The sequence below is a fragment of the Paenibacillus sp. FSL F4-0243 genome, from assembly GCF_037963295.1.
Taxonomy (GTDB): Bacteria; Bacillota; Bacilli; order Paenibacillales; family Paenibacillaceae; genus Paenibacillus_AQ.
On the sequence record NZ_CP150151.1, the window covers coordinates 5,657,528 to 5,677,252 of the forward strand.

The 19,725-nt window shown below is 47.7% G+C and carries 12 protein-coding genes; 5 read left to right on the top strand and 7 right to left on the bottom strand.

Annotation, left to right across the window (positions count from 1 at the left end; genetic code table 11):
* Positions 1–686 precede the first annotated feature (686 nt).
* From NSS87_RS25160 to NSS87_RS25180, 5 genes are all read right to left on the bottom strand, one after another.
* Positions 687–1,769, bottom strand: coding sequence for an MBL fold metallo-hydrolase (locus NSS87_RS25160; protein WP_339243347.1), 1,083 nt, complete (start codon positions 1,767–1,769; stop codon positions 687–689).
* A gap of 39 nt (positions 1,770–1,808) precedes the next feature.
* Positions 1,809–2,543: a class I SAM-dependent methyltransferase gene (locus tag NSS87_RS25165; protein ID WP_042191333.1), complete on the bottom strand. Its 735-nt coding sequence runs from the start codon at positions 2,541–2,543 to the stop codon at positions 1,809–1,811.
* A gap of 154 nt (positions 2,544–2,697) precedes the next feature.
* A complete protein-coding gene (locus NSS87_RS25170) occupies positions 2,698–4,389 on the bottom strand; it encodes an alpha-glucosidase (protein ID WP_042191334.1) in 1,692 nt (563 codons plus the stop codon).
* 71 nt (positions 4,390–4,460) lie between these two features.
* A complete protein-coding gene (locus NSS87_RS25175; RefSeq protein WP_042191336.1) occupies positions 4,461–6,110 on the bottom strand; it encodes a response regulator in 1,650 nt (549 codons plus the stop codon).
* Positions 6,111–7,925, bottom strand: a complete 1,815-nt coding sequence (locus NSS87_RS25180) for a sensor histidine kinase (RefSeq protein WP_052404400.1) — start codon at positions 7,923–7,925, stop codon at positions 6,111–6,113.
* Positions 7,926–8,263: 338 nt separating this feature from the next.
* On the opposite strand from NSS87_RS25180, the gene NSS87_RS25185 reads away from it, so the two are divergent.
* The 3 genes from NSS87_RS25185 (at position 8,264) to NSS87_RS25195 (ending at position 11,683) form a co-directional block, all read left to right on the top strand.
* Positions 8,264–9,628: an extracellular solute-binding protein gene (locus NSS87_RS25185; RefSeq protein ID WP_042191338.1), complete on the top strand. Its 1,365-nt coding sequence runs from the start codon at positions 8,264–8,266 to the stop codon at positions 9,626–9,628.
* A gap of 254 nt (positions 9,629–9,882) precedes the next feature.
* Positions 9,883–10,767, top strand: a complete 885-nt coding sequence (locus NSS87_RS25190; protein ID WP_042130723.1) for a sugar ABC transporter permease — start codon at positions 9,883–9,885, stop codon at positions 10,765–10,767.
* 25 nt (positions 10,768–10,792) lie between these two features.
* Positions 10,793–11,683: a carbohydrate ABC transporter permease gene (locus tag NSS87_RS25195; RefSeq protein ID WP_081393202.1), complete on the top strand. Its 891-nt coding sequence runs from the start codon at positions 10,793–10,795 to the stop codon at positions 11,681–11,683.
* Between the two features lie 73 nt (positions 11,684–11,756).
* Here the strand turns inward: NSS87_RS25195 and NSS87_RS25200 are convergent, their stop codons facing one another.
* Positions 11,757–14,636 carry a collagen-like protein gene (locus NSS87_RS25200; protein WP_339243349.1) on the bottom strand — a complete coding sequence of 960 codons (2,880 nt, stop codon included), beginning with the start codon at positions 14,634–14,636 and terminating at the stop codon, positions 11,757–11,759.
* Between the two features lie 563 nt (positions 14,637–15,199).
* Between NSS87_RS25200 and NSS87_RS25205 the strand changes: the two genes are divergently transcribed.
* Positions 15,200–16,021, top strand: a complete 822-nt coding sequence (locus NSS87_RS25205; RefSeq protein ID WP_042130725.1) for a TerC family protein — start codon at positions 15,200–15,202, stop codon at positions 16,019–16,021.
* Between the two features lie 160 nt (positions 16,022–16,181).
* Here NSS87_RS25205 and NSS87_RS25210 read toward each other — a convergent pair whose 3' ends face one another.
* On the bottom strand, positions 16,182–18,551 hold the full coding sequence (locus NSS87_RS25210) for a YcdB/YcdC domain-containing protein (RefSeq protein ID WP_339243350.1): 2,370 nt from the start codon (positions 18,549–18,551) through the stop codon (positions 16,182–16,184).
* A 169-nt stretch (positions 18,552–18,720) separates the two neighbouring features.
* Here NSS87_RS25210 and NSS87_RS25215 point away from each other — a divergent pair, with 169 nt between their 5' ends.
* Positions 18,721–19,668 carry a serine hydrolase gene (locus NSS87_RS25215; protein ID WP_339248668.1) on the top strand — a complete coding sequence of 316 codons (948 nt, stop codon included), beginning with the start codon at positions 18,721–18,723 and terminating at the stop codon, positions 19,666–19,668.
* Positions 19,669–19,725 lie beyond the last annotated feature (57 nt).

Consider the following 19,725-nt stretch of genomic DNA (forward strand, 5'->3'; position numbering starts at 1 on the left):
CAATCGCTTTTTTGTGGGTAGTTGGAGGGGGCTATGGAGGGTTCTGCTGTGGGAATTCTACGGTGGGGTTCTACAGTGGGGGTTCTACGGTGGGGGTTCTACGGTGGGGGTTCTACGGTGGGGGTTCTACAAGGCTCGTTGGCTATAGGGAAATCCTCCCTATAAAATAACGATTTTGACTCAAATCCAGAGATTATAAGGAATTCTTCCCTATAATCTCTATGAAAATCTCAATCTATAGCCAAATCGGTAGAATTATAAGGAGAAATTCCCTATAATTACTACCAATATTTAGCTGCACGACATACATCATTTAGTTGCACGACTTTTAAAGCGTTTTGCCCACGTTGTCGGACTCAGGAGACGCTATACTCACAAATCACCCTTAATTTGAACACTTTCAGACTCCAGAGACTCTACTCGCTCAAAAATGACCAAAACCACTACTCTGCACTAGTAATAACGCCTTTCCGGTCCGATACTAACCTCAAAAGCCCCAAAATCCACGAATAGCGTCACTTGAGTCCGAATACATACGCTAACGCATGAATATGGAAGCGATCGAAGGATGAATAGAGGGACGGAGGGACAAGGTTACTTAAATACAAAAAGAGCAGTCCCCGCAATGCAGGACTGCTCTTAAACTTTATACTCATCTACTTCACTTCGATCTTGCAAGATACTCTCTAGCTGATATGTTCTCCAACACTTTCAGCTGCGTCGAACAAGAAACCGCCTTCTGCCTCCAGCATGACTGCCCGTCCCCGGCGCACTAATTCCGCCAAATGCGCCAGGGTCTCACTCATCGCAAAGCGCATCTGATGAACAGTCGTTACTCGGCTGCGAAACAGAAATTCGCACACCGCGAATCCGCTCAGCGGGCCGCTGGTGAGCAGCGCCGCCGCTGTATCCAGCCGCTCCTCATGATGAGCGAGCAGGCTGTTTACCCGGTGCGCGAAGCCAGCGAAGGGCTCTCGATGCCCCGGGAACGCCATGCTGACCGGGTAGCTGCCCAGTTCCCGCAGCCCCTGAAGGAACGTCTGCAGCGGCTGTGGATCGCTGCCCGGCAGCAGGCTGACATTGGGCGAGATCTGCGGGAGCACAGCGTCCCCACAGAACATAAGCCCGCTGTCAGCATGATACAGGCTCACATGCCCCGGTGCATGTCCGCCGGTAATAATGAGCTCCCATTCACGGCCGCCCATCCTGAAGGGCTCCGCCACATTGAAATAAGAAACGGCAGGCTGCGGCTCCACTTGGGAATTAAAGCTTTCCAAGTGGGCTTTAATCCCGTTCGACCACTGCTCCGTCATCCCATGCCGGATGAAATAATCCGGTAAGATCTCATTTATGCCTACATCATTGTCTACGCCATTTCCCGTATCTTCACCTGTATCTTCATCCACGTCATTCCCCAGATCTTCACAAGTGCCCAAGCCCCACATCAACCTTGCCTCCGCATGGGCGCGCTCCGTCATCCACACCTTACAACCACTCTGCGACTGCAGCCAGCCGGCTAATCCGTAATGATCGGGATGGTGATGCGTAACGACGATATCCCGTATATCCATCCACGACAAGTCCAGCTCCTGCAAAATCCCGAGCCAGCAATTCTCTGTATCCGGGCTGCGCGGGCCCGGATCGATAATAGTTACTCTACCATCTTCATCCGAGAGGATATAGCTGTTCACTTGACGAAGAGGCGAGTCCATGGGTACCGAGACTTGGAGAATGTTCTTGTCCCATGAAGTAAGCTCTGCCTTAGACATGGAGCGTTCACCACCTTTAAATCTTTTTCCGGAAACCATTTAGGGACGTGTTCCACCAAAGATCATCCGCGTGGACCTTTCTACATCATAAACCTCATCTTCATAGCTGCCATGTACAGCTTCGAGCTGCAAGCCCGCTTTCTCAATCATTTCCTTGAACTCCTCCAGTGAATAAAGCTTCACACGCTCATGATATTGACGAGGCGTAGGGTCATTCTTAGTGGTTAGAATGATGTCCTTCTTCACATAACCATCCTCAATCCGGCGTGACTCATCTATCAAATTCTCTCCGTCCTCACGCGTAGAATGCGGCACCAGATGACGAATCACATGCGCAGGATTCAAAAAATCAATAACGAACTTGCCACCTGGCTTCAGCAGACGATAGATTTCACGCAGAACCTTTACTTGCTCCTCATCTTTTTCAAAATAACCAAAAGAAGTGAACAGATTAACTACGGCATCGAATCCTCCATCTAGTGGTAAATCGCGCATGTCGGAACGGATCCAGGTTACCTTCTGCGCCCCGACTTGAGACCGAGCTTCACGCAGCAAGACCTCCGACAAATCCACTCCGGTAACCTCGTACCCTTCCTTCGCAAGTGCCAGAGAATGACGTCCCATCCCACAACATAAATCCAGCACTTTCGAACCTGGGGGCAGTCTCAGCCAGGCGATCATCTGATCTACTTCTTTACGTGCTCCACCGAAATCCCGGTGCTTATACACGATCAGGTAATCCTCTCCGAAGCTCTTTTCATACCATTCAGTCATGTTGTCTCTCCTCTCCTCCTACAGGCGTCATCCCGCAACTCCACTTCATGTATGCTAATGTATCGCCATTGTACAGTCTTTTGCTGACAAACTCAAAGAAGAGTCATCATCTTGACCTCTTGGGCTTTAATGACAACTCTTATTGAAACTTCCTTTACACACGCTGCTGCAAATATACCCTTGCTTCATAAGGACGAAGCTTGAAAGAACGAATATCCTGATCTTTTGACTCCGGGTAATTACTGATTAATAACTCCAACTGATCGGGATCGAACCCCGCTGGCCATTCGAATTCAGGCTCTCTATCAAAAAAATTCAAAATAACCAACAATCGTTGATCCTCTAAAGTTCGGGAATACGCATAAATCTCAGTATGCTCTGCAAGCAGTAGCTCATATGATCCGTACACGATCACCTTGTATTTTTTTCTTAACGCTATCAGCTGTTTATAGTAGTTGTAGATAGAATCCGGATCTTTAACCGCATTGCCAGCGTTAATCTCCATATGGTTGGAATTCACTTCAATCCAGGGTGTTCCTGTTGTAAAGCCACCTGCATGTCCATCGTCCCATTGCATAGGGGTACGGGCATTGTCCCGGCTTTTATGATGAATCGCAGACATAATCTGCTCTTCTGGAACACCGTTTTTTCGCTTTTCTTCATAATAATTAAGTGTCTCCACATCCCGGTATTCATCAATGGAATCGAAACAGACATTCGTCATGCCGATTTCTTCTCCTTGATAAATATAAGGTGTGCCTTCCAGCATATGAATAAAGGTCGCAAGCATTTTTGCAGAAGGAATCCGGTAAAAGAGATCGTTCCCGAACCGAGACACCGAACGCGGCTGATCATGGTTACATAAATAGTTCGCATTCCATCCTCTCTCATGTAAAACTGTCTGCCAGCTACTCATGATCTTTTTCAGTTCAAGTAGACTCCAGGGAACCACATCCCATTTCCCACTACCCGGTGAAGCGGCATCCAGAAACATATGTTCAAACTGAAAAGTCATATTCAGCTCCCGGCGTCCGTCACCTACATAATCCAGCGCCTGCTCTGGTCCGAGTCCCGAAGTCTCTCCTACCGTCATAATATCGTAGAAATATAACACCTTATCGTATAGATTCTGTAGCAAGGTATGCACATCCTCCAGATTGGAGAACATACCGTAGGCCCTTACCGTAGGTGTTCCGTTCGGGTTGTCTGCATCTGGATACCCTTTCGTCTTCACGATATGTGCAATCGCATCAAAACGAAATCCATCCACACCCTTCTTCAGCCACCACTCCACCATTTCATGCAGCTTATCAATGACCACAGGATTCTCCCAGTTCAGATCGGGCTGGTATTTGGAGTAGAGATGTAGATAATATTCATCCGTCCGCGGATCAAGCTCCCATACCGAGCCACTGAAATAAGACTCCCAGTTGTTCGGGGGGCCGCCATTTTTACCTTTTCGCCAAATATAATAGTCCCGTTTAGGATTGTCCTTCGACGACCTGGATTCTACAAACCAAGGATGCTCATGTGACGTGTGGTTCAGAACCAAATCCATCATCAGCTTCATTCCACGTGCGTGCAACTCCCTGAGCAACCGGTCAAAATCATCCATCGTACCGAATTCCTTCATAATGTCACAGTAATCACTGATATCATACCCGTTATCATGGTTAGGTGATTTATAAATAGGACAGACCCAGATCACATCTACACCTAGATCCTGTAAATAATCCAGTCTGGATATAATACCTTGCAAATCTCCGATTCCATCTCCATTACTGTCCATGAAGCTGATCGGATAAATCTGATACACGACGCTTTCTTTCCACCATTTGGGGTTCATAACTCGGTTACCTCCTATTTAGCTATATGTAGAGTTTAACCACACAGAGCCTAGTAGATAACAAATCCCCCCTACTTCCCTAATCCCTTTTGATATTGTGAAGGTGTAAGTCCAGTCCATTTTTTAAAAGTAGCACTGAAGTGACGCTCTTCACCGTACCCTACCAATTTTGCAACGGCGTACATCTTTAGATTTTGGCGGAGCAGCTTTTTCGCTTCTTCTACCCGGTATTGGTGCAAGTAATCGAGAAAATTCACACCAAGCTCCTGACGGAAAAGTGAGCTTAAATAAGTATTAGAAACATAGGCTTCTTTCGCGACATACTCTAGTGTCAGATTGGTATTGTATTTATTGCGGATGATCTCCATAGCAGTGACTACTGTACGATGGAGTGGACGATGTTTAGAAAAAGCCTCCACCACATTCTGCATGACCTTATTCAAAATCGTAGACAATTCTTCCAACGTCTCTATCTGTGGAGCCTGCTCCATCCAATTGACCAAATGCTGCTTCCATTCGAAGCCAGCGACTTGTTTTTCCTGCGCGAGTCTCTTTAATCGAACTACAAAAGCAGTTGCCCGAATATTCACTTCTTGCTTAAGACATCCCGGATTGCTACGAAAACGATCCAGCCATTTCTCCAGCAGATCGAGTGCGAGCTCATTGCTCCCAGCCCCCACCGCCACAAGCATTTCATCCTCCAGCACATTTAATTCAGAATCATCTAAAATCCCGATTTCCTGTGGAGCGCCACCTATTACTCCCGTTCCTTCTGTATAGTAATAGACACCACCTTTTCCGTTCAAAAATCGCGATTCCATCGCCTGAAGGGCTTCTTTATACGACAGATGCGCTTCAGAAATATCCGAACGACAGGAGCCAACGGCAATGCTGATTGACAGTTTGAGATATTTCTCCAAATTACTCTGCAGCTTCTCAATCTGCTCTTTCAATTGGAGGGGTGCTCGGTAAGGCTTGCGAGAATCGGTTCCGGCTAATCCGCTGCCAATCCATAGCAAGTTATTGCCATCATGAAAAGTCTCTATTTTTCCTCTATAGATAGGAGACAAGGTCTCACTGATAATATTTAACGCTGCGTAACGTAGAAGTACAAAATCCTGTCCTGTTCCTGTAGCAGAGGGTGGGTCAAAATCAAAACTGACCAGACCAATTTGTGGTCCTTCAAAGCCAATCGCCATAGATAACTCGCCGATCAGCTCCTGTCGCCGTTCTAGCGGAACCGGGGGATGATAAATCCATTGAGACAGAACCTGGCTTTTGACAAGCGGTGCATTTTTATGCCAAGAACGATCTCTTTTAAGCTGTTCATCCTCCTGATTCCGTTGTCTTTCAATAAGTTCCTTGGCCTTCAGTACCGTCTTCAGAATTTCCTCAGGTCGGCATGGCTTCAGCACATAATCAACAACACCCAGGGAGATCGCTTGCTTCGCATAAGAAAACTCGTTATACCCGGATAAAATAATCGACCGGAAGCCGTAACCTCTACGCCGTGCGACTTCAATCAGCTCGAGACCACCCATTTGTGGCATACGAATATCCGTTAACAAAAGATCGGGCTGTTCATTCTCCATCAAAGCCAGCGCTTCACTTCCGTTCCCCGCCTCACCCATGACCTCAATCTGATGTGACTTCCAATCAATCATATTCACAATGCCCTCACGGATCGTATCTTCGTCTTCAGCAATCAGCAGCTTCATCATTTATGGCCCCTCCACAGTGATATGAATAATAATACGTGTTCCTGCCCCTTCCACACTCTCTAGTTGTAAAGAGGCTCCTGTAAAAAATAAGGCCAGTCGTTCCTGCACATTCATGAGCGCAAATCCTGTGCGTCCAACATTGTCTTCCTCAGGTAAAGAATTTCCCCTCGCTAAACGTTGATGTAGCTCTAGAAGCCTATCTGCCGTGATCCCTGCACCATTATCCTGTACCTCAAGCACAATAGTCTTCTCTATACGGTAAGCTCGAACGGATATCAGCCCACTTCCAGACAGCGGCTCAATCCCGTGAATCACTGCGTTCTCGGCTAGTGGCTGCAGCAGCAGCTTTGGTACTGTGAAATCCTTGATACTCTCATCCAGAGAAATTTCGAATTCAAAACGCTCCTTAAAGCGATTTTTCTGCAGGAACAAGTAATTGGTCACCAGCTCCACTTCCTGCTCTAAAGTAAACGTATCGCGTCCATCATTTAAGCTCAGTCGGAACACTTGAGAGAGAGAATACACCATATCGGCAATTTCTTTATCTCCCTTCTTCTCAGCTTCCCAACAGATTGTATTTAACGTGTTATATAAAAAGTGAGGCCTGATTTGAGCTTGAAGCGTTTTCAACTCTGCCTCCTGTTGCTTCATTCTTGACGCGTATACATCATTGATGAGCGATTTAATCCGCTGCACCATTAGATTATAACCATGCCCAAGTAAGCCGATCTCGTCATTTCCTTCAAAAAATACCCGCTGCGTGAAATCACCTGTTTGTAGTCTGCGCATCGAACGGGAAAGCTTCTTCAGTGGTTTCGTGATAGCGGCAGCTGCCAGCCAGGTAACCATTAGGCTAACTACTAAACACAGAACAGCAATCGTCATCGTGACCTGTAAAATCTGACCGAGCTCTTTAACAAGCTGCCGCTTGGAATGAGCCACCACCACATACCAGCCTGTCGTCTCCGACTGCAGATGTGACACAATCCACTGTTTATGATCCGCTGTAGATTCCAGCCTTTTTTTCACAGTCAGCTTAGGGTCGCTGTCCGCAAAATACGGAAGTTCCAGATCTCTTTTGCCAATCCAGCTCGGATTCGAAGCCGTAATAATCAGCCCATCCCGATCAATTACGAACATATCTACATCATCTTCAGCATTGTCCAGATATTGGCTCCCAATCTTCCCTGCATCCACACCGATCACAGCGAGTCCTGCCGGCTTTAAGGTGTAAATATTCATGATGATTCTGGAAAGCACAATCTTATGATAATGATCGCCTACAAAAATGCCGTCAGTCGGCCTGGAGAGTCCAAAGGTTGGGCTACCTGCTGCTTTAATAGCTTCTTTATAATACGAGGTTTTGATAAAATCTGAGTACTTCATACCTGTCGTCAATCCTGCCTGATTCGCAGCAAAAGGCTCTGCTCCATTGTTATCGTCTAAAGAATACAGAATCAGCGATTGAATTGAATTGCCTGCAACCATAAGATTGGTAACGGTCTTAAATACAGAATTACGTTCCTTTTGTGCTTCAGACGATGCTAAGAGCCGCTGCACACTTTCATCCAGAAAGAGTGTATTCGAAAAAGATATCATGCCTCGCACCATCTCATCGATCTGCTCTGCTGTTTTTTTGGTAAGATGATCCTGCGACTGTTTCATTTTCTCCACCACCTGCTGTGAAGAGATCTGATACGAGTTCCAGCCCATTGCGAATATGGTCACCAGAAGCAGGGGGACGAACCATAACAACAGCTTAAATTGGAGCGGAAGATGGCGATAACGGCTGACTAAGCGAAAGTTTCGATTCATGAGAACCACCTTCTTATATAATAGAAAGATGTGTAAACCAAGTATAACTGAAATCATTACACCCTGAACCGGCTTTTTACATTCGCTAAAAAATGCCTACATCATTCTTAAATATGGACCATGTTTCTATTAGCCAGAAACTCTTAAGATGAGGATGCAAGCAAAAACGCCTTCGACGTCTCTTATAGACGGTCAGCGTTTATGCGAGAAATATAAGGATAATGTATAGCGTGAAACTTATACATTCTTATATTTCAAGAAGAAACGAGGTTGTCGTCTTCCTTGATGGATAACAATCGTTTCTTCAAAATACATCATTCTAAAAAGGTGGGTTTTTGATGAAAAGTAAAGGAATCAAGCTAATGCTTATGAGTCTAATGCTTCCAGCTCTGCTTGCAGGCTGTGGTGGCGGAAATAACAATGCGAAAGCTACAAACGCTCCTGCAAATGACAAAGCCGAAGCTACTGCCGAGGCCACAGCGAACGCACCAGCCGAAAAAATTACACTGAAGTTCTTCACCGCACTTGCGGATCGGGCAAACGGTTCAGGCAAGGTGGAGCAAGACATTATCGACGCTTATATGAAAGAGCACCCTAACGTCAAGATAGAAGTGGAAGCGCTTCAAGATGAACCTTATAAATCAAAAATCAAAGTATATGCTTCCAGCAATCAGATGCCTGATATCATTCAAGCTTGGGGTCAGCCTTCTTTCCTGAGTCCTCTGCTCGATAATGACTTACTGCTTGAACTGAACAGCGCTGACTTCGAAGGTGATCAGTTTGTTTCTGGTTCCATGGACGGCTTCAGCAAAGATGGCAAACTGTATGGATTGCCACGTAGTGCCGACTATATGGTCATGTTCTATAACAAGAAAATCTTTGCTGACAACGGCATCGAGGTTCCAAAGACTACCGCTGACCTGCTCGCAGCTGTCAAAACATTGCGTGCCAACAAGATTAACCCTATCGCTATGAACGGTATGGATGCATGGACACTGCCAATCTGGTATGAGTTTGTGGCTCAACGTCAAAATGGTGATTTTAATAAGATGGATGAAGCTGTTGCTCGTAAAATATCCTTTAATGATCCTAGTCTTGTTGCAGCTGCAACTGAAATGCAAGATTTCGCAAATGCTAAAGGTTTTGCCGACGGCTGGCTGACCGCCGATTACGGTGCAGCGCGTAACTTGTTCGGACAAGGACAAGCCGCTATGTTCTTTATGGGCGCTTGGGAGTCTGGCCTAGCTACAGATGTGAACTTCTCTGAAGAATTCCGCAATAATGTAGGCGCATTCGCTTTCCCTGGTTCAGATAAAGGTAAATCAACGGATGATGCTGCTTGGTACGGTGGTGGATATGCCGTAAGTAAAAACTCCAAGCATCCTGAAGCTGCTGTTGATTTCTTGAAATATTTCTTCGCTCCTGAGAACTGGTCCAAGATGTTATGGCAAGCTGGCGCGGGTACACCTGCGCAAAAATTCGATGAATTCTTGACTGGTAATGAAACTCAACTCCAAAAAGAACTAGTCGATGTCTTCAGCTCGATGACCTCTTCTAGCGGAACTCCGCTACAGGATATTGGTAACGACGAGTTCAAGCAAAAGGTAATGGAAGCTCACCAAAGTCTGCTCTCCGGCGCTATGAATACAGCGGAATTCGCCAAAGCGCTTGACGCTGCATCTGATAAATTGGCTGGTAAATAAACTCTAATACTACTAAGTACATGAATGACGGTGCTTCTGATTTAACATCATAAATAGTGGCGTACAACCCCCGACTTCCCCCAGAGGTCGGGGGTTTGTTGTTTGAGCATAAGCGCCTTCGACATTAGAGAAAATTATCATTCCATAATTTAAAAAATGTGTACAATCATCTGAAATATACGGCATGTTCCAGGGTCTGGCTTCCCGTTACGATGGTAGTAGATAGATTACTCTTTCAAAGGACGGAGATTTCCATGCACAGAGTGTTAAGCGACAAAAAAGCGATATTCCTACTCATCGCACCCGGGCTATTCCTGTTTGCTTTTATGATTTGCATCCCTATCTTCATGAGCGCTTATTACGGCTCTACGGACTGGGGCGGGATCGGCAAGTACAATTTTATCGGCTTTGATAACTATCGCGAAATCCTATTTCATGACAAAGTATTCTGGACTTCGCTGGGCAATGCCCTGTTACTGACCGCTGCTACTGTATTTTTACAGCATCCCTTTGCTATTCTCATAGGGATATTCCTAACCAATTCCGGTAAATACGAAAAAATATTCCGGACGATCTTTTTTATCCCCGCAGTAATTTCTGTTGTGGTTACAGCCAAGCTGTGGAGCGGGATTTTTCATCCCAATTACGGATTGCTTAACAAGTTGCTTAGCGGCGTTGGGCTGGATTCACTTACACATGATTGGCTTGGAGATCCGAAGACAGCGATCTGGTGCATCATCATTGTTGTAATGTGGCAAGGTTTTGGATACGCACTGCTGCTATATTATTCAGGTCTGCAAGGCATTCCAAGTGATCTAAGCGAAGCCGCAAAGATCGATGGCGCGAACAATTATACCCTCTACACGCGCATCATCATACCGCTTCTTTCGCCTATGATGCGAGTTGCCATTATCATCGCGGTTACAACCTGTCTTAAGCAAATGGAAACCGTGTTCTTAATGACTAACGGTGGCCCGGCGAACAGCACGCAATTCTTAGGAAACTACCTTTACAAAACCGCCTTCTCATCGTCGCTATACGGCTACGGTAATGCCATATCCATCCTATTCATTGTGTTCTGCCTTGTACTGACCGTAATACTCAACAAGGTTCTGAAGAAAGATATCGGAGAGTTTTAGAATCCCTGTAACCGGAGGAAATCATATGAATAATTCATTAGCACCTGCCGCTTCGCCCCTCAATCTGAAGCTTCATAAACAGAAGCGCAGTAAACCTACAACTGGCAAAATCCTAATGATGGTGTTTCTTTGTCTCATTGCTTTGATTCAGTTATTTCCGCTCATCTGGCTGATCGATTACTCCCTGCTAAAGAGTGGTGATTTTTTCGGAAGCTCTTTTCTGAAATGGCCATCCCCCCCGCAATGGGAGAATTATAGAAACGCTTTTACCTATGGGCGTGTACCACGCTATTTTGCCAACAGTCTTATCATTACAGTAATTACCGTTGCGCTGTCCGCACTAGTGTCACTGATGATGGGGTATGCGTTCACCCGTATGAAATGGAAGCTTAGTGGTATCGTGTTGTCACTTATCATGATGGGCATGATTATTCCCATTCACGCGACACTGCTGCCGAACTTTATCCTGTTTAACAAGCTCGGAATGCTGAACAATATGTACACGCTGATTCTGCCTTATTCGGCTATTGTCATCCCAATGAGTGTGCTCATCATGACTGGATTTCTAGAGACTATCCCTCGTGCGATTGAAGAGTCGGCGGTTATCGATGGCTGCGGCATTTACGGTGTGATCTTCCGCATCATCTTCCCTATTACGAAACCCGCACTAGCTACCATCTGTGTACTCAATTTCATCAGCACATGGAATGAATTTATTATGGCGAACACCTTCCTCACCTCGGAGGATCTCAAAACCATTCCGTTCTCCATTATGAAATTCGCCGGAGAATACTCGTCCAACTACGGTGCTCAGTTCGCTGTTATGACGATCATTGCGATCCCAACCATCTTGATCTATCTGCTCTTCACAGAACAGATGACAAAAGGAATTACCGCCGGGGCGGTTAAGGGCTAACACAAAAAGCGTGGAGAACTCTAATAGAGTCCTGCACGCTTTTTTAATGCTGAAGAATCTATTTCTTTGTTACCTAGCTTAATTGCTTTAAAACTATAGAAGCATTGACGTTTGCCTGAGTGCCTCCCGCCAATGTCTGTAAAGTAACTGCAGCAGCTGAACTATGATTTCTCAGCGTAAGAACATCGCCCGACGAGAGAGCGAGTATCGCCTGCCCATTAGTTTGCTGAGTGCCAGCACCTGAACCATATACCGTACCTGCAGCCTCGGCGCCATTTAAGAATAATGCGAATTGATTGGGTTCCACACCTGAAACTGAAAAATCAACCTCATAATTACCCGTATTAGTAACCGAGATTGTAGTGGTCCCAGGGGCATGTGTAATTCCAGGTGTTAGAAGTCCATTTGTATCAAAAGAGACATCCGCCTCTATTGGAACCACCTGAGCCCCTAAATTATAAACATACCCGAACTGAGCTATTCCGCCTGCGGCACCTGTTGCTCCAGTGACTCCGGCTACTCCTGCGGGGCCTGTTGATCCAGTGGCTCCCACTACTCCAGCTGGACCCGTCGCCCCCGTGGCTCCGGCTACTCCAGCGGGGCCCACATCTCCCGCGGGGCCTGTCGTTCCCGTGATTCCCGTTACTCCGGCGGGGCCCGTCGTTCCCGTGACTCCGTCTGCTCCGGCGGGGCCCGTCGTTCCCGTTGCTCCAGCTGCTCCCGTGGAGCCTGTCGTTCCCGTTGCTCCGGTTACTCCGGCGGGGCCCGTCGTCCCCGTGACTCCCGCTACTCCAGCGGGGCCTGTCGTCCCCGTGATTCCCGTTACTCCGGCGAGGCCCGTCGTTCCCGTGGCTCCCACTGCTCCAGCTGGACCTGTCGTTCCCGTGGCTCCGGCTGCTCCGGCGGGGCCCGTTGCTCCCGTGACTCCGGCTGCTCCGGCGGGGCCCGTCGTTCCCGTGACTCCTGCTGCTCCCGTGGAGCCTGTCGTTCCCGTGGCTCCCGTTACTCCCGCTTGGCCTGTCGTTCCCGTGGCTCCGGTTACTCCGGCGGGACCCGGCGTTCCCGTGGCTCCCACTGCTCCAGCGGGGCCCGTCGTTCCCGTGGCTCCGGCTGCTCCGGCGGGACCTGTCGTTCCCGTGGCTCCGGGTGCTCCGGCGGGGCCCGTCGTCCCCGTGACTCCCACTGCTCCAGCTGGACCTGTCGTTCCCGTGGCTCCGGCTGCTCCGGCGGGGCCCGTTGCTCCCGTGACTCCGGATACTCCGGCGGGGCCTGTCGTTCCCGTGGCTCCCACTGCTCCAGCTGGACCTGTCGTTCCCGTGACTCCAGCTACTCCAGCGGGGCCTGTTGCTCCCGTGACTCCAGCTACTCCGGCTGCTCCCGCGGGGCCTGTTGCTCCCGTGACTCCGGCTACTCCGGCCGGGCCCGTCGTTCCCGTGGCTCCCACTGCTCCGGCGGAGCCCGTCGTCCCCGTAGCTCCGGATGCTCCTGCCGGACCCGTTGTTCCCGTGACTCCAGCTGCTCCCGCGGGGCCTGTCGCTCCCGTGACTCCGGCTACTCCTACGGGGCCCGTCGTTCCCGTGACTCCAGCTACTCCCGCGGGGCCCATCGCTCCCGTGGCTCCCACTGCTCCAGCGGAGCCCGTCGTTCCCGTGGCTCCAGCTACTCCAGCGGGACCCGTCGTTCCCGTGGCTCCAGCTACTCCGGCGGAGCCCGTCGTCCCCGTGGCTCCAGCTGCTCCCGTGGGGCCCGTCGTTCCCGTGACTCCAGCTGCTCCCGTGGAGCCCGTCGTCCCCGTGGCTCCCGCTACTCCGGACGGACCCGTCGTTCCCGTGACTCCAGCTACTCCCGTGGAGCCTGTCGTTCCCGTGACTCCAGCTGCTCCCGTGGAGCCTGTCGTTCCCGTGACTCCGGCTACTCCTACGGGGCCCGTCGTTCCCGTGACTCCAGCTACTCCCGCGGGGCCCATCGCTCCCGTGGCTCCCACTGCTCCAGCGGAGCCCGTCGTTCCCGTGGCTCCAGCTACTCCAGCGGGACCCGTCGTTCCCGTGGCTCCAGCTACTCCGGCGGAGCCCGTCGTCCCCGTGGCTCCAGCTGCTCCCGTGGGGCCCGTCGTTCCCGTGACTCCAGCTGCTCCCGTGGAGCCCGTCGTCCCCGTGGCTCCCGCTACTCCGGCCGGGCCCGTCGTTCCCGTGGCTCCCACTGCTCCGGCGGAGCCCGTCGTCCCCGTAGCTCCGGATGCTCCTGCCGGACCCGTTGTTCCCGTGACTCCAGCTGCTCCCGCGGGGCCTGTCGCTCCCGTGACTCCGGCTACTCCTACGGGCCCCGCCGTTCCCGTGGCTCCCGCTACTCCAGCGGGACCCGTCGTTCCCGTGGCTCCGGCTGCTCCGGCGGAGCCCGTCGTCCCCGTGGCTCCAGCTGCTCCCGTGGGGCCCGTCGTTCCCGTGGCTCCCGCTACTCCCGCTGGGCCCGTTGCTCCCGTGACTCCGGCTACTCCCGCGGGACCCGTCGTCCCCGTGGCTCCGGCTACTCCCGCGGGACCCGTCGTCCCCGTGGCTCCAGCTACTCCCGCGGGGCCTGTCGTTCCCGTGACTCCAGCTACTCCGGACGGACCCGTCGTTCCCGTGACTCCAGCTACTCCCGTGGAGCCTGTCGTTCCCGTGATTCCCGCTACTCCGGCGGGGCCTGTCGTTCCCGTGACTCCCACTGCTCCCGTGGAGCCTGTCGTCCCCGTGACTCCAGCTGCTCCCGTGGAGCCTGTCGTTCCCGTGACTCCGGTAGGGCCCGTTGCTCCGGTGATGCCGCGGGTGCGATTATTAGCACATTTCTTTTTGATGATTTTTCGCTTACAACAATAGTTCTTTGAAGAACATTTTTTAACCAAATGATATTTTCTTTTTGACGGAGAATCATTTTTTTTGCAGCTTTTCTTAGATATGTGATTGGAATGGTCCATTTTTAGCACCTCCACGAAAACCTAATGTATACTACTCCAATTACCTATAGGAGAACATAGATATTCGTCTAGTAAGTGCCCTTTTATTTGTTATTTAAATAAACTTCTTCATTGATTATCAGCATAGATTAAAAGACATACATGTACTTTTAATCTCCCTCTCAGAAAAATTAAACTCTCCTATTCCTAGCAATGCAATCCAGATTTACAGCCTCCAACATTCCCTTACTATCAACTCTTATTCCTCCAACATTTTATTGACATTAACTTTCAACTCGTATATGATCTCCTTAGGCAAAATCACAACGAATTAAATCAAAAATTTAATATATCCCGTAAAGGGGAGTAGCTGTTAAATAAAGTCGTCAATACGAGAATATGAGGATATTCTCCGGCTTTATTGGCAATTCAACATTGTTAGCGAGACCTTTACCAATCAGGTTAGACCTTTATTCCAAAGGCTAATCTGTTTGGTAAAGGTCTTTTTTATATAAAATTGGTTAAAATGGTAAGGTAAGTATCTTTTAGTAGATATTTGCATAAGAAAAGGGAGGACAACAGTAATGGATTGGGGATTATTATTAGAGTACGGCTGGGTATTACTAGTTCTTGTAGCACTTGAAGGACTACTAGCCGCAGATAACGCACTGGTATTGGCAATTATGGTTAAACACCTTCCTGATGAGGAAAGAAAAAAAGCACTATTTTACGGATTAGCCGGAGCCTTCGTGTTCCGCTTCGGTTCACTATTTGTCATCTCTTACCTGGTTGATATTTGGCAAGTACAAGCCATCGGCGCACTTTATTTACTGTTTATCGCGGGGAACCATATCTTCCGAAAACTATTAATCAAGAAGCCCGTTACGGATGAAGCAGCTGAAAGCGGTACGGACGGCGCAGTCAACAAAAAGAAATCCAGCTTTTGGTTTACTGTCTTTAAAGTAGAAGTTGCTGACATCGCCTTCGCGGTGGATTCCATCCTAGCCGCAGTTGCACTTGCGGTTGCACTACCTGCAAGTGGTCTTCCAAAAATCGGAGGCCTTGACGGTGGACAATTCCTCGTCATCTTTGCCGGCGGATTTATCGGATTGGTCATTATGCGTTTTGCAGCTTCCTTCTTCGTTAAGCTGCTTCACACCCGTCCAGGTCTTGAAATTGCAGCCTTCTTCATCGTAGGCTGGGTCGGCGTTAAGCTCGCAGTCATTACCTTGGCACACCCTTCACTTGGTGTTCTTTCCGAGGATTTCGCGCATAGCACCATTTGGAAGGTTACCTTCTATGTTGTACTCGTGCTCATCGCTGCAATCGGCTGGTTTATGAGCAGCAAGGTAGAAGAGAATGTTGGAGAGAATCCAGTTAAAGAAGTAGATAAACAGCTCCATTAATTGTATTTGAATAGCAAAAACAAATATAACCCGAAAGACACATCCCTTCTGTAAAGGTGTTTGTCTTTCGGGTTGTTTTCTTTTACTCCCTATTTTGCTCCTCATACAGAAAAGCCTGCTTCCACCATCAAACGGGAAGTAGGCTCTGCATTTTATATTTTTATTGACCTATAATCTGATCAGTCTTACCTTGCAGTTCCACTAGCTTCATAATCACCGTAGCCGCCAGTGCTTTCGTTACCGTCTGCTGCGGATTAAACTTGCCGTTGTCATCCTTTAGGATTCCCAATTTCACAACAAGAGCCACTGCACCCTTATTGTTTATAGATGCACTATCACTGAACTGACTTACCGTTACATCTTTATCAAGATAGGCTGTGAGTTTGTTGTATTTCAAAAAATTAGCCAGCTGAACAGCAAGCTGTTCCCGGGTTAACTTACTATCAATTTGCAGGCTTTGATCCTTGTTGATCCACTTACGATCTGCTGCATAAGTAACAACATCATAATATGAATTCTCAGGCTTCACACCTGCCACAGTTTTCCGTTCATTATTAGCAATATAACTGCTGAAATTCGGATTAGAAGCCTTGGCAAGATAGGTTAACCAATCGCCAACTGTTATTTCTTGATCTGGGTTTACTTTACCATCGGCATCCGGAGTAATCACATGATATTTTACTAATTCTGATAAGGGTTGTTCTGCTGCATGACCTTTGATATCCGTTGCAGATATTTGAGCATCTTGCTGACCGAGGTAATCATAGACCGCAACCCATTTACCAGTGGCTGCATCTAAAACCTGATATAATCCATTAGATTCATCAAAAGTTGTATCATATACCAGCTTCACCTTTGGCGCGGCATAGCTATTATAACTATAGTATCCTCCAACCTGAGTGTATCTTAGCTTAGTCTGATATTTAGGTTTATAACTTTCGAGCGCTTCCTTCTTGGAAATTGTAGCCTTCGGCGATAGTGTAATTTCATCGATACCGTCTATCCGATTCCCCATGTAAGAAATCAGTCTGCCGTAAAGATCCAAGCTTACCGTAAGGTTACTGTCACTCACAGGAATCCCTTGATGATATCTAATAAACTGATATCTAAATCCTGTTCCGTCTGAAGTCACGCTTGAGTTATCTCCATATTCTAAAAGCTTTAGCTTCTGGCTCGCCTGAGGATACAGGCTATTAATTATACTAAGTACTTTAGTCTTAGCTTCAGCCTCACTAAGCTTCTTCCCTCCAGCAGGAGCCGGTTCTTCCTTCTTATTATCCTGAGTAGCACCATATGTTTGAATCTGGTACTGTAATATTTCACCGGTCTTTGCATCGATCTCAGCAGAGGATTGTTCTGGAAAGCCAGCACCAATGTAACGTTCATTTCCACTAGCACTACCCCAATATAACTGCCAGATCTTCCGATTCGTATCCTGATAGTCATTTCTTAAACTTTGAGAGATCAATTTACGATCTGCTGGAATATATGCAACCTTCTTTACAAGCTGTTCCGCTTCTTTTGCAGTAAGCTCTGTAGTTGAAGTTCTTGCTTGAAAGACATCCTTACCCTTTGCTACATCTGAATACACGACTGGGGTAGATGCGTATTCTTTTCCTTCATAATCTATTCTCTTGCCCGTCAATGCATCGATAGGATATAGAGACTGATCCACTGGACGCCAGCCTAGGATCCAGTTGTTAGGTTTTCCGTTCTTATAAATAGGAGTGAAAAAAAGGCCTACATCAAACTGTTCCGCAAATTGCTTCTGTGCTTGCTCCAAGGTAATCTTGGGCTGTGCAGACGGATACTCAAGCCCTTGAGAAAACTTAGAGAATTGAATTACATTACCGTTGCCATCCACAGCTATGTTAATGTTATCCGATCCAGAAGGAAGACCATTCTTCATGACACTGAAGTAATAGCTGTATTGAACAGGACCGAATAAAGTGTTCGAAAAATAATTATAACCAGCATTCTCATTTAATTGCAGATCACTGCTCTTAACCGATGTGGCTGCCTTAGCAACAAAAGCCTTGGCGATCTCCAGTGCCTGAGTCTGCGATACTTTCGGTGGATAATAGGATTCGTTATTCTCACGTGGGTATGAAATATACGTACTAATGATATCTCCACTAATGGCATCTACCTCACTGCTAAAGCCATATCCCATACTCCCCTCTTGAATCTGCCACTGAATATTCCAGATCATTTGATTTGCTGGAGGGGGGTAGCTTTGATTAGATCCCAGTTGTACATTGTTTACCGTTGCATCTTTTAGGGATGGGAATAATTCTTTTAGCTTCGCAATCGCTTGCTCCTGCGTGAATTTCACTTTTGTAAGATCTGCATCAGAGTTCGTTGTAGTCACCGGCGCTTGTGTGCTAACCTGTGTTACCGTAGTGTTGCTACTAACAGATGTAGAATCGGCTGCGGCCAAGCCAGGGGGTAATAATAACGCGAGCGCCACTGAAGTAATCAATACCGTTTTAGCTGTCTGATGAACAAAGTGAGTATTATTGCTTTTCAAAAGAATTCATCCTCCTCTAACACGTGATTCATAACATTATACAGATAATTACTTATATTTTCCATATTTAATTAACGACAGGAAATTACAAGGTTTATGTAATGTATACTATATAAGCTATAATGGTAGGCAGCTACAGCTTAATCATCTATGAAAGGGGGCCATTCACATCACTGATTGGAACCTTCAGCCGCTTATAGACGGTATTACTGGCCTAGAAATTCGCAGTTGTCTAATCATTCAACATGGAAAACCTATACTGGAGCATTATCGCGAGCCAGAAATCGCTAAGGAGCTAGGTAAAATTAACTCATGCACCAAAAGCGTGCTCTCCGCCTTAGTCAGCATAGCCATAGATAAACAAATCGTTCCGCCACCTGATACACCTATTTCTCTATTTTTCCCTTTATTAAAAGAGGATCAAGATCAACGAAAAAGAGAAATCACTATCAGTCACTTATTAACAATGACAGCAGGCTTTAACTGGACAGAATTTGGGGGGCAAAATTCCTTTCCGACTATGACTAGAACCGCAGACTGGATAAAGTTTGTGCTCGCCCAGCCGCTATCTCATAAGCCAGGCACTGAGATGAACTATAACTCCGGCTGCTCCCAGATTTTATCCGCTATCCTGCGTGAATGTTCTGGACAAGACGTTGCAGCATTTGCTGAAGATCAGCTATTTCAGCAGCTTGGCATCGAAAGCTATCGCTGGGACAGTGATCCACAAGGCATACATACTGGTGGGTTTGGCCTTTATATGATGCCTGAGGATATGCTTAAATTTGGTCTCCTTTATTTGCAAGAAGGGCGCTGGAAGGATCAACAGCTCATTCATTCGGGTACTGTTCAGAAGTCCACTCGCCCCTATGTCGCAGCCACGCTACCACAGAAGGGCTTCTACGGATGGCACTGGTGGGTATCATCATTCAATGCAGGTACGGAGCAGCAGCCAAAGGAGATCCCTTATTATTTTGCGCTTGGCTTCATGGGCCAGCATATTATTGTGGTTCCATCCTATGAGCTGGTTGCAGTCATTACTGCGGATAAATACAAGAAAGGCTCACCAGCTAATGTGTTCGGCCGATTTATCGTGCCAGCGCTTCTTGGGCAATAACGACAGGGGGATACCGCACACTCCCATTATGAAAGAAGGAAGCCGGGTTGCAATGAC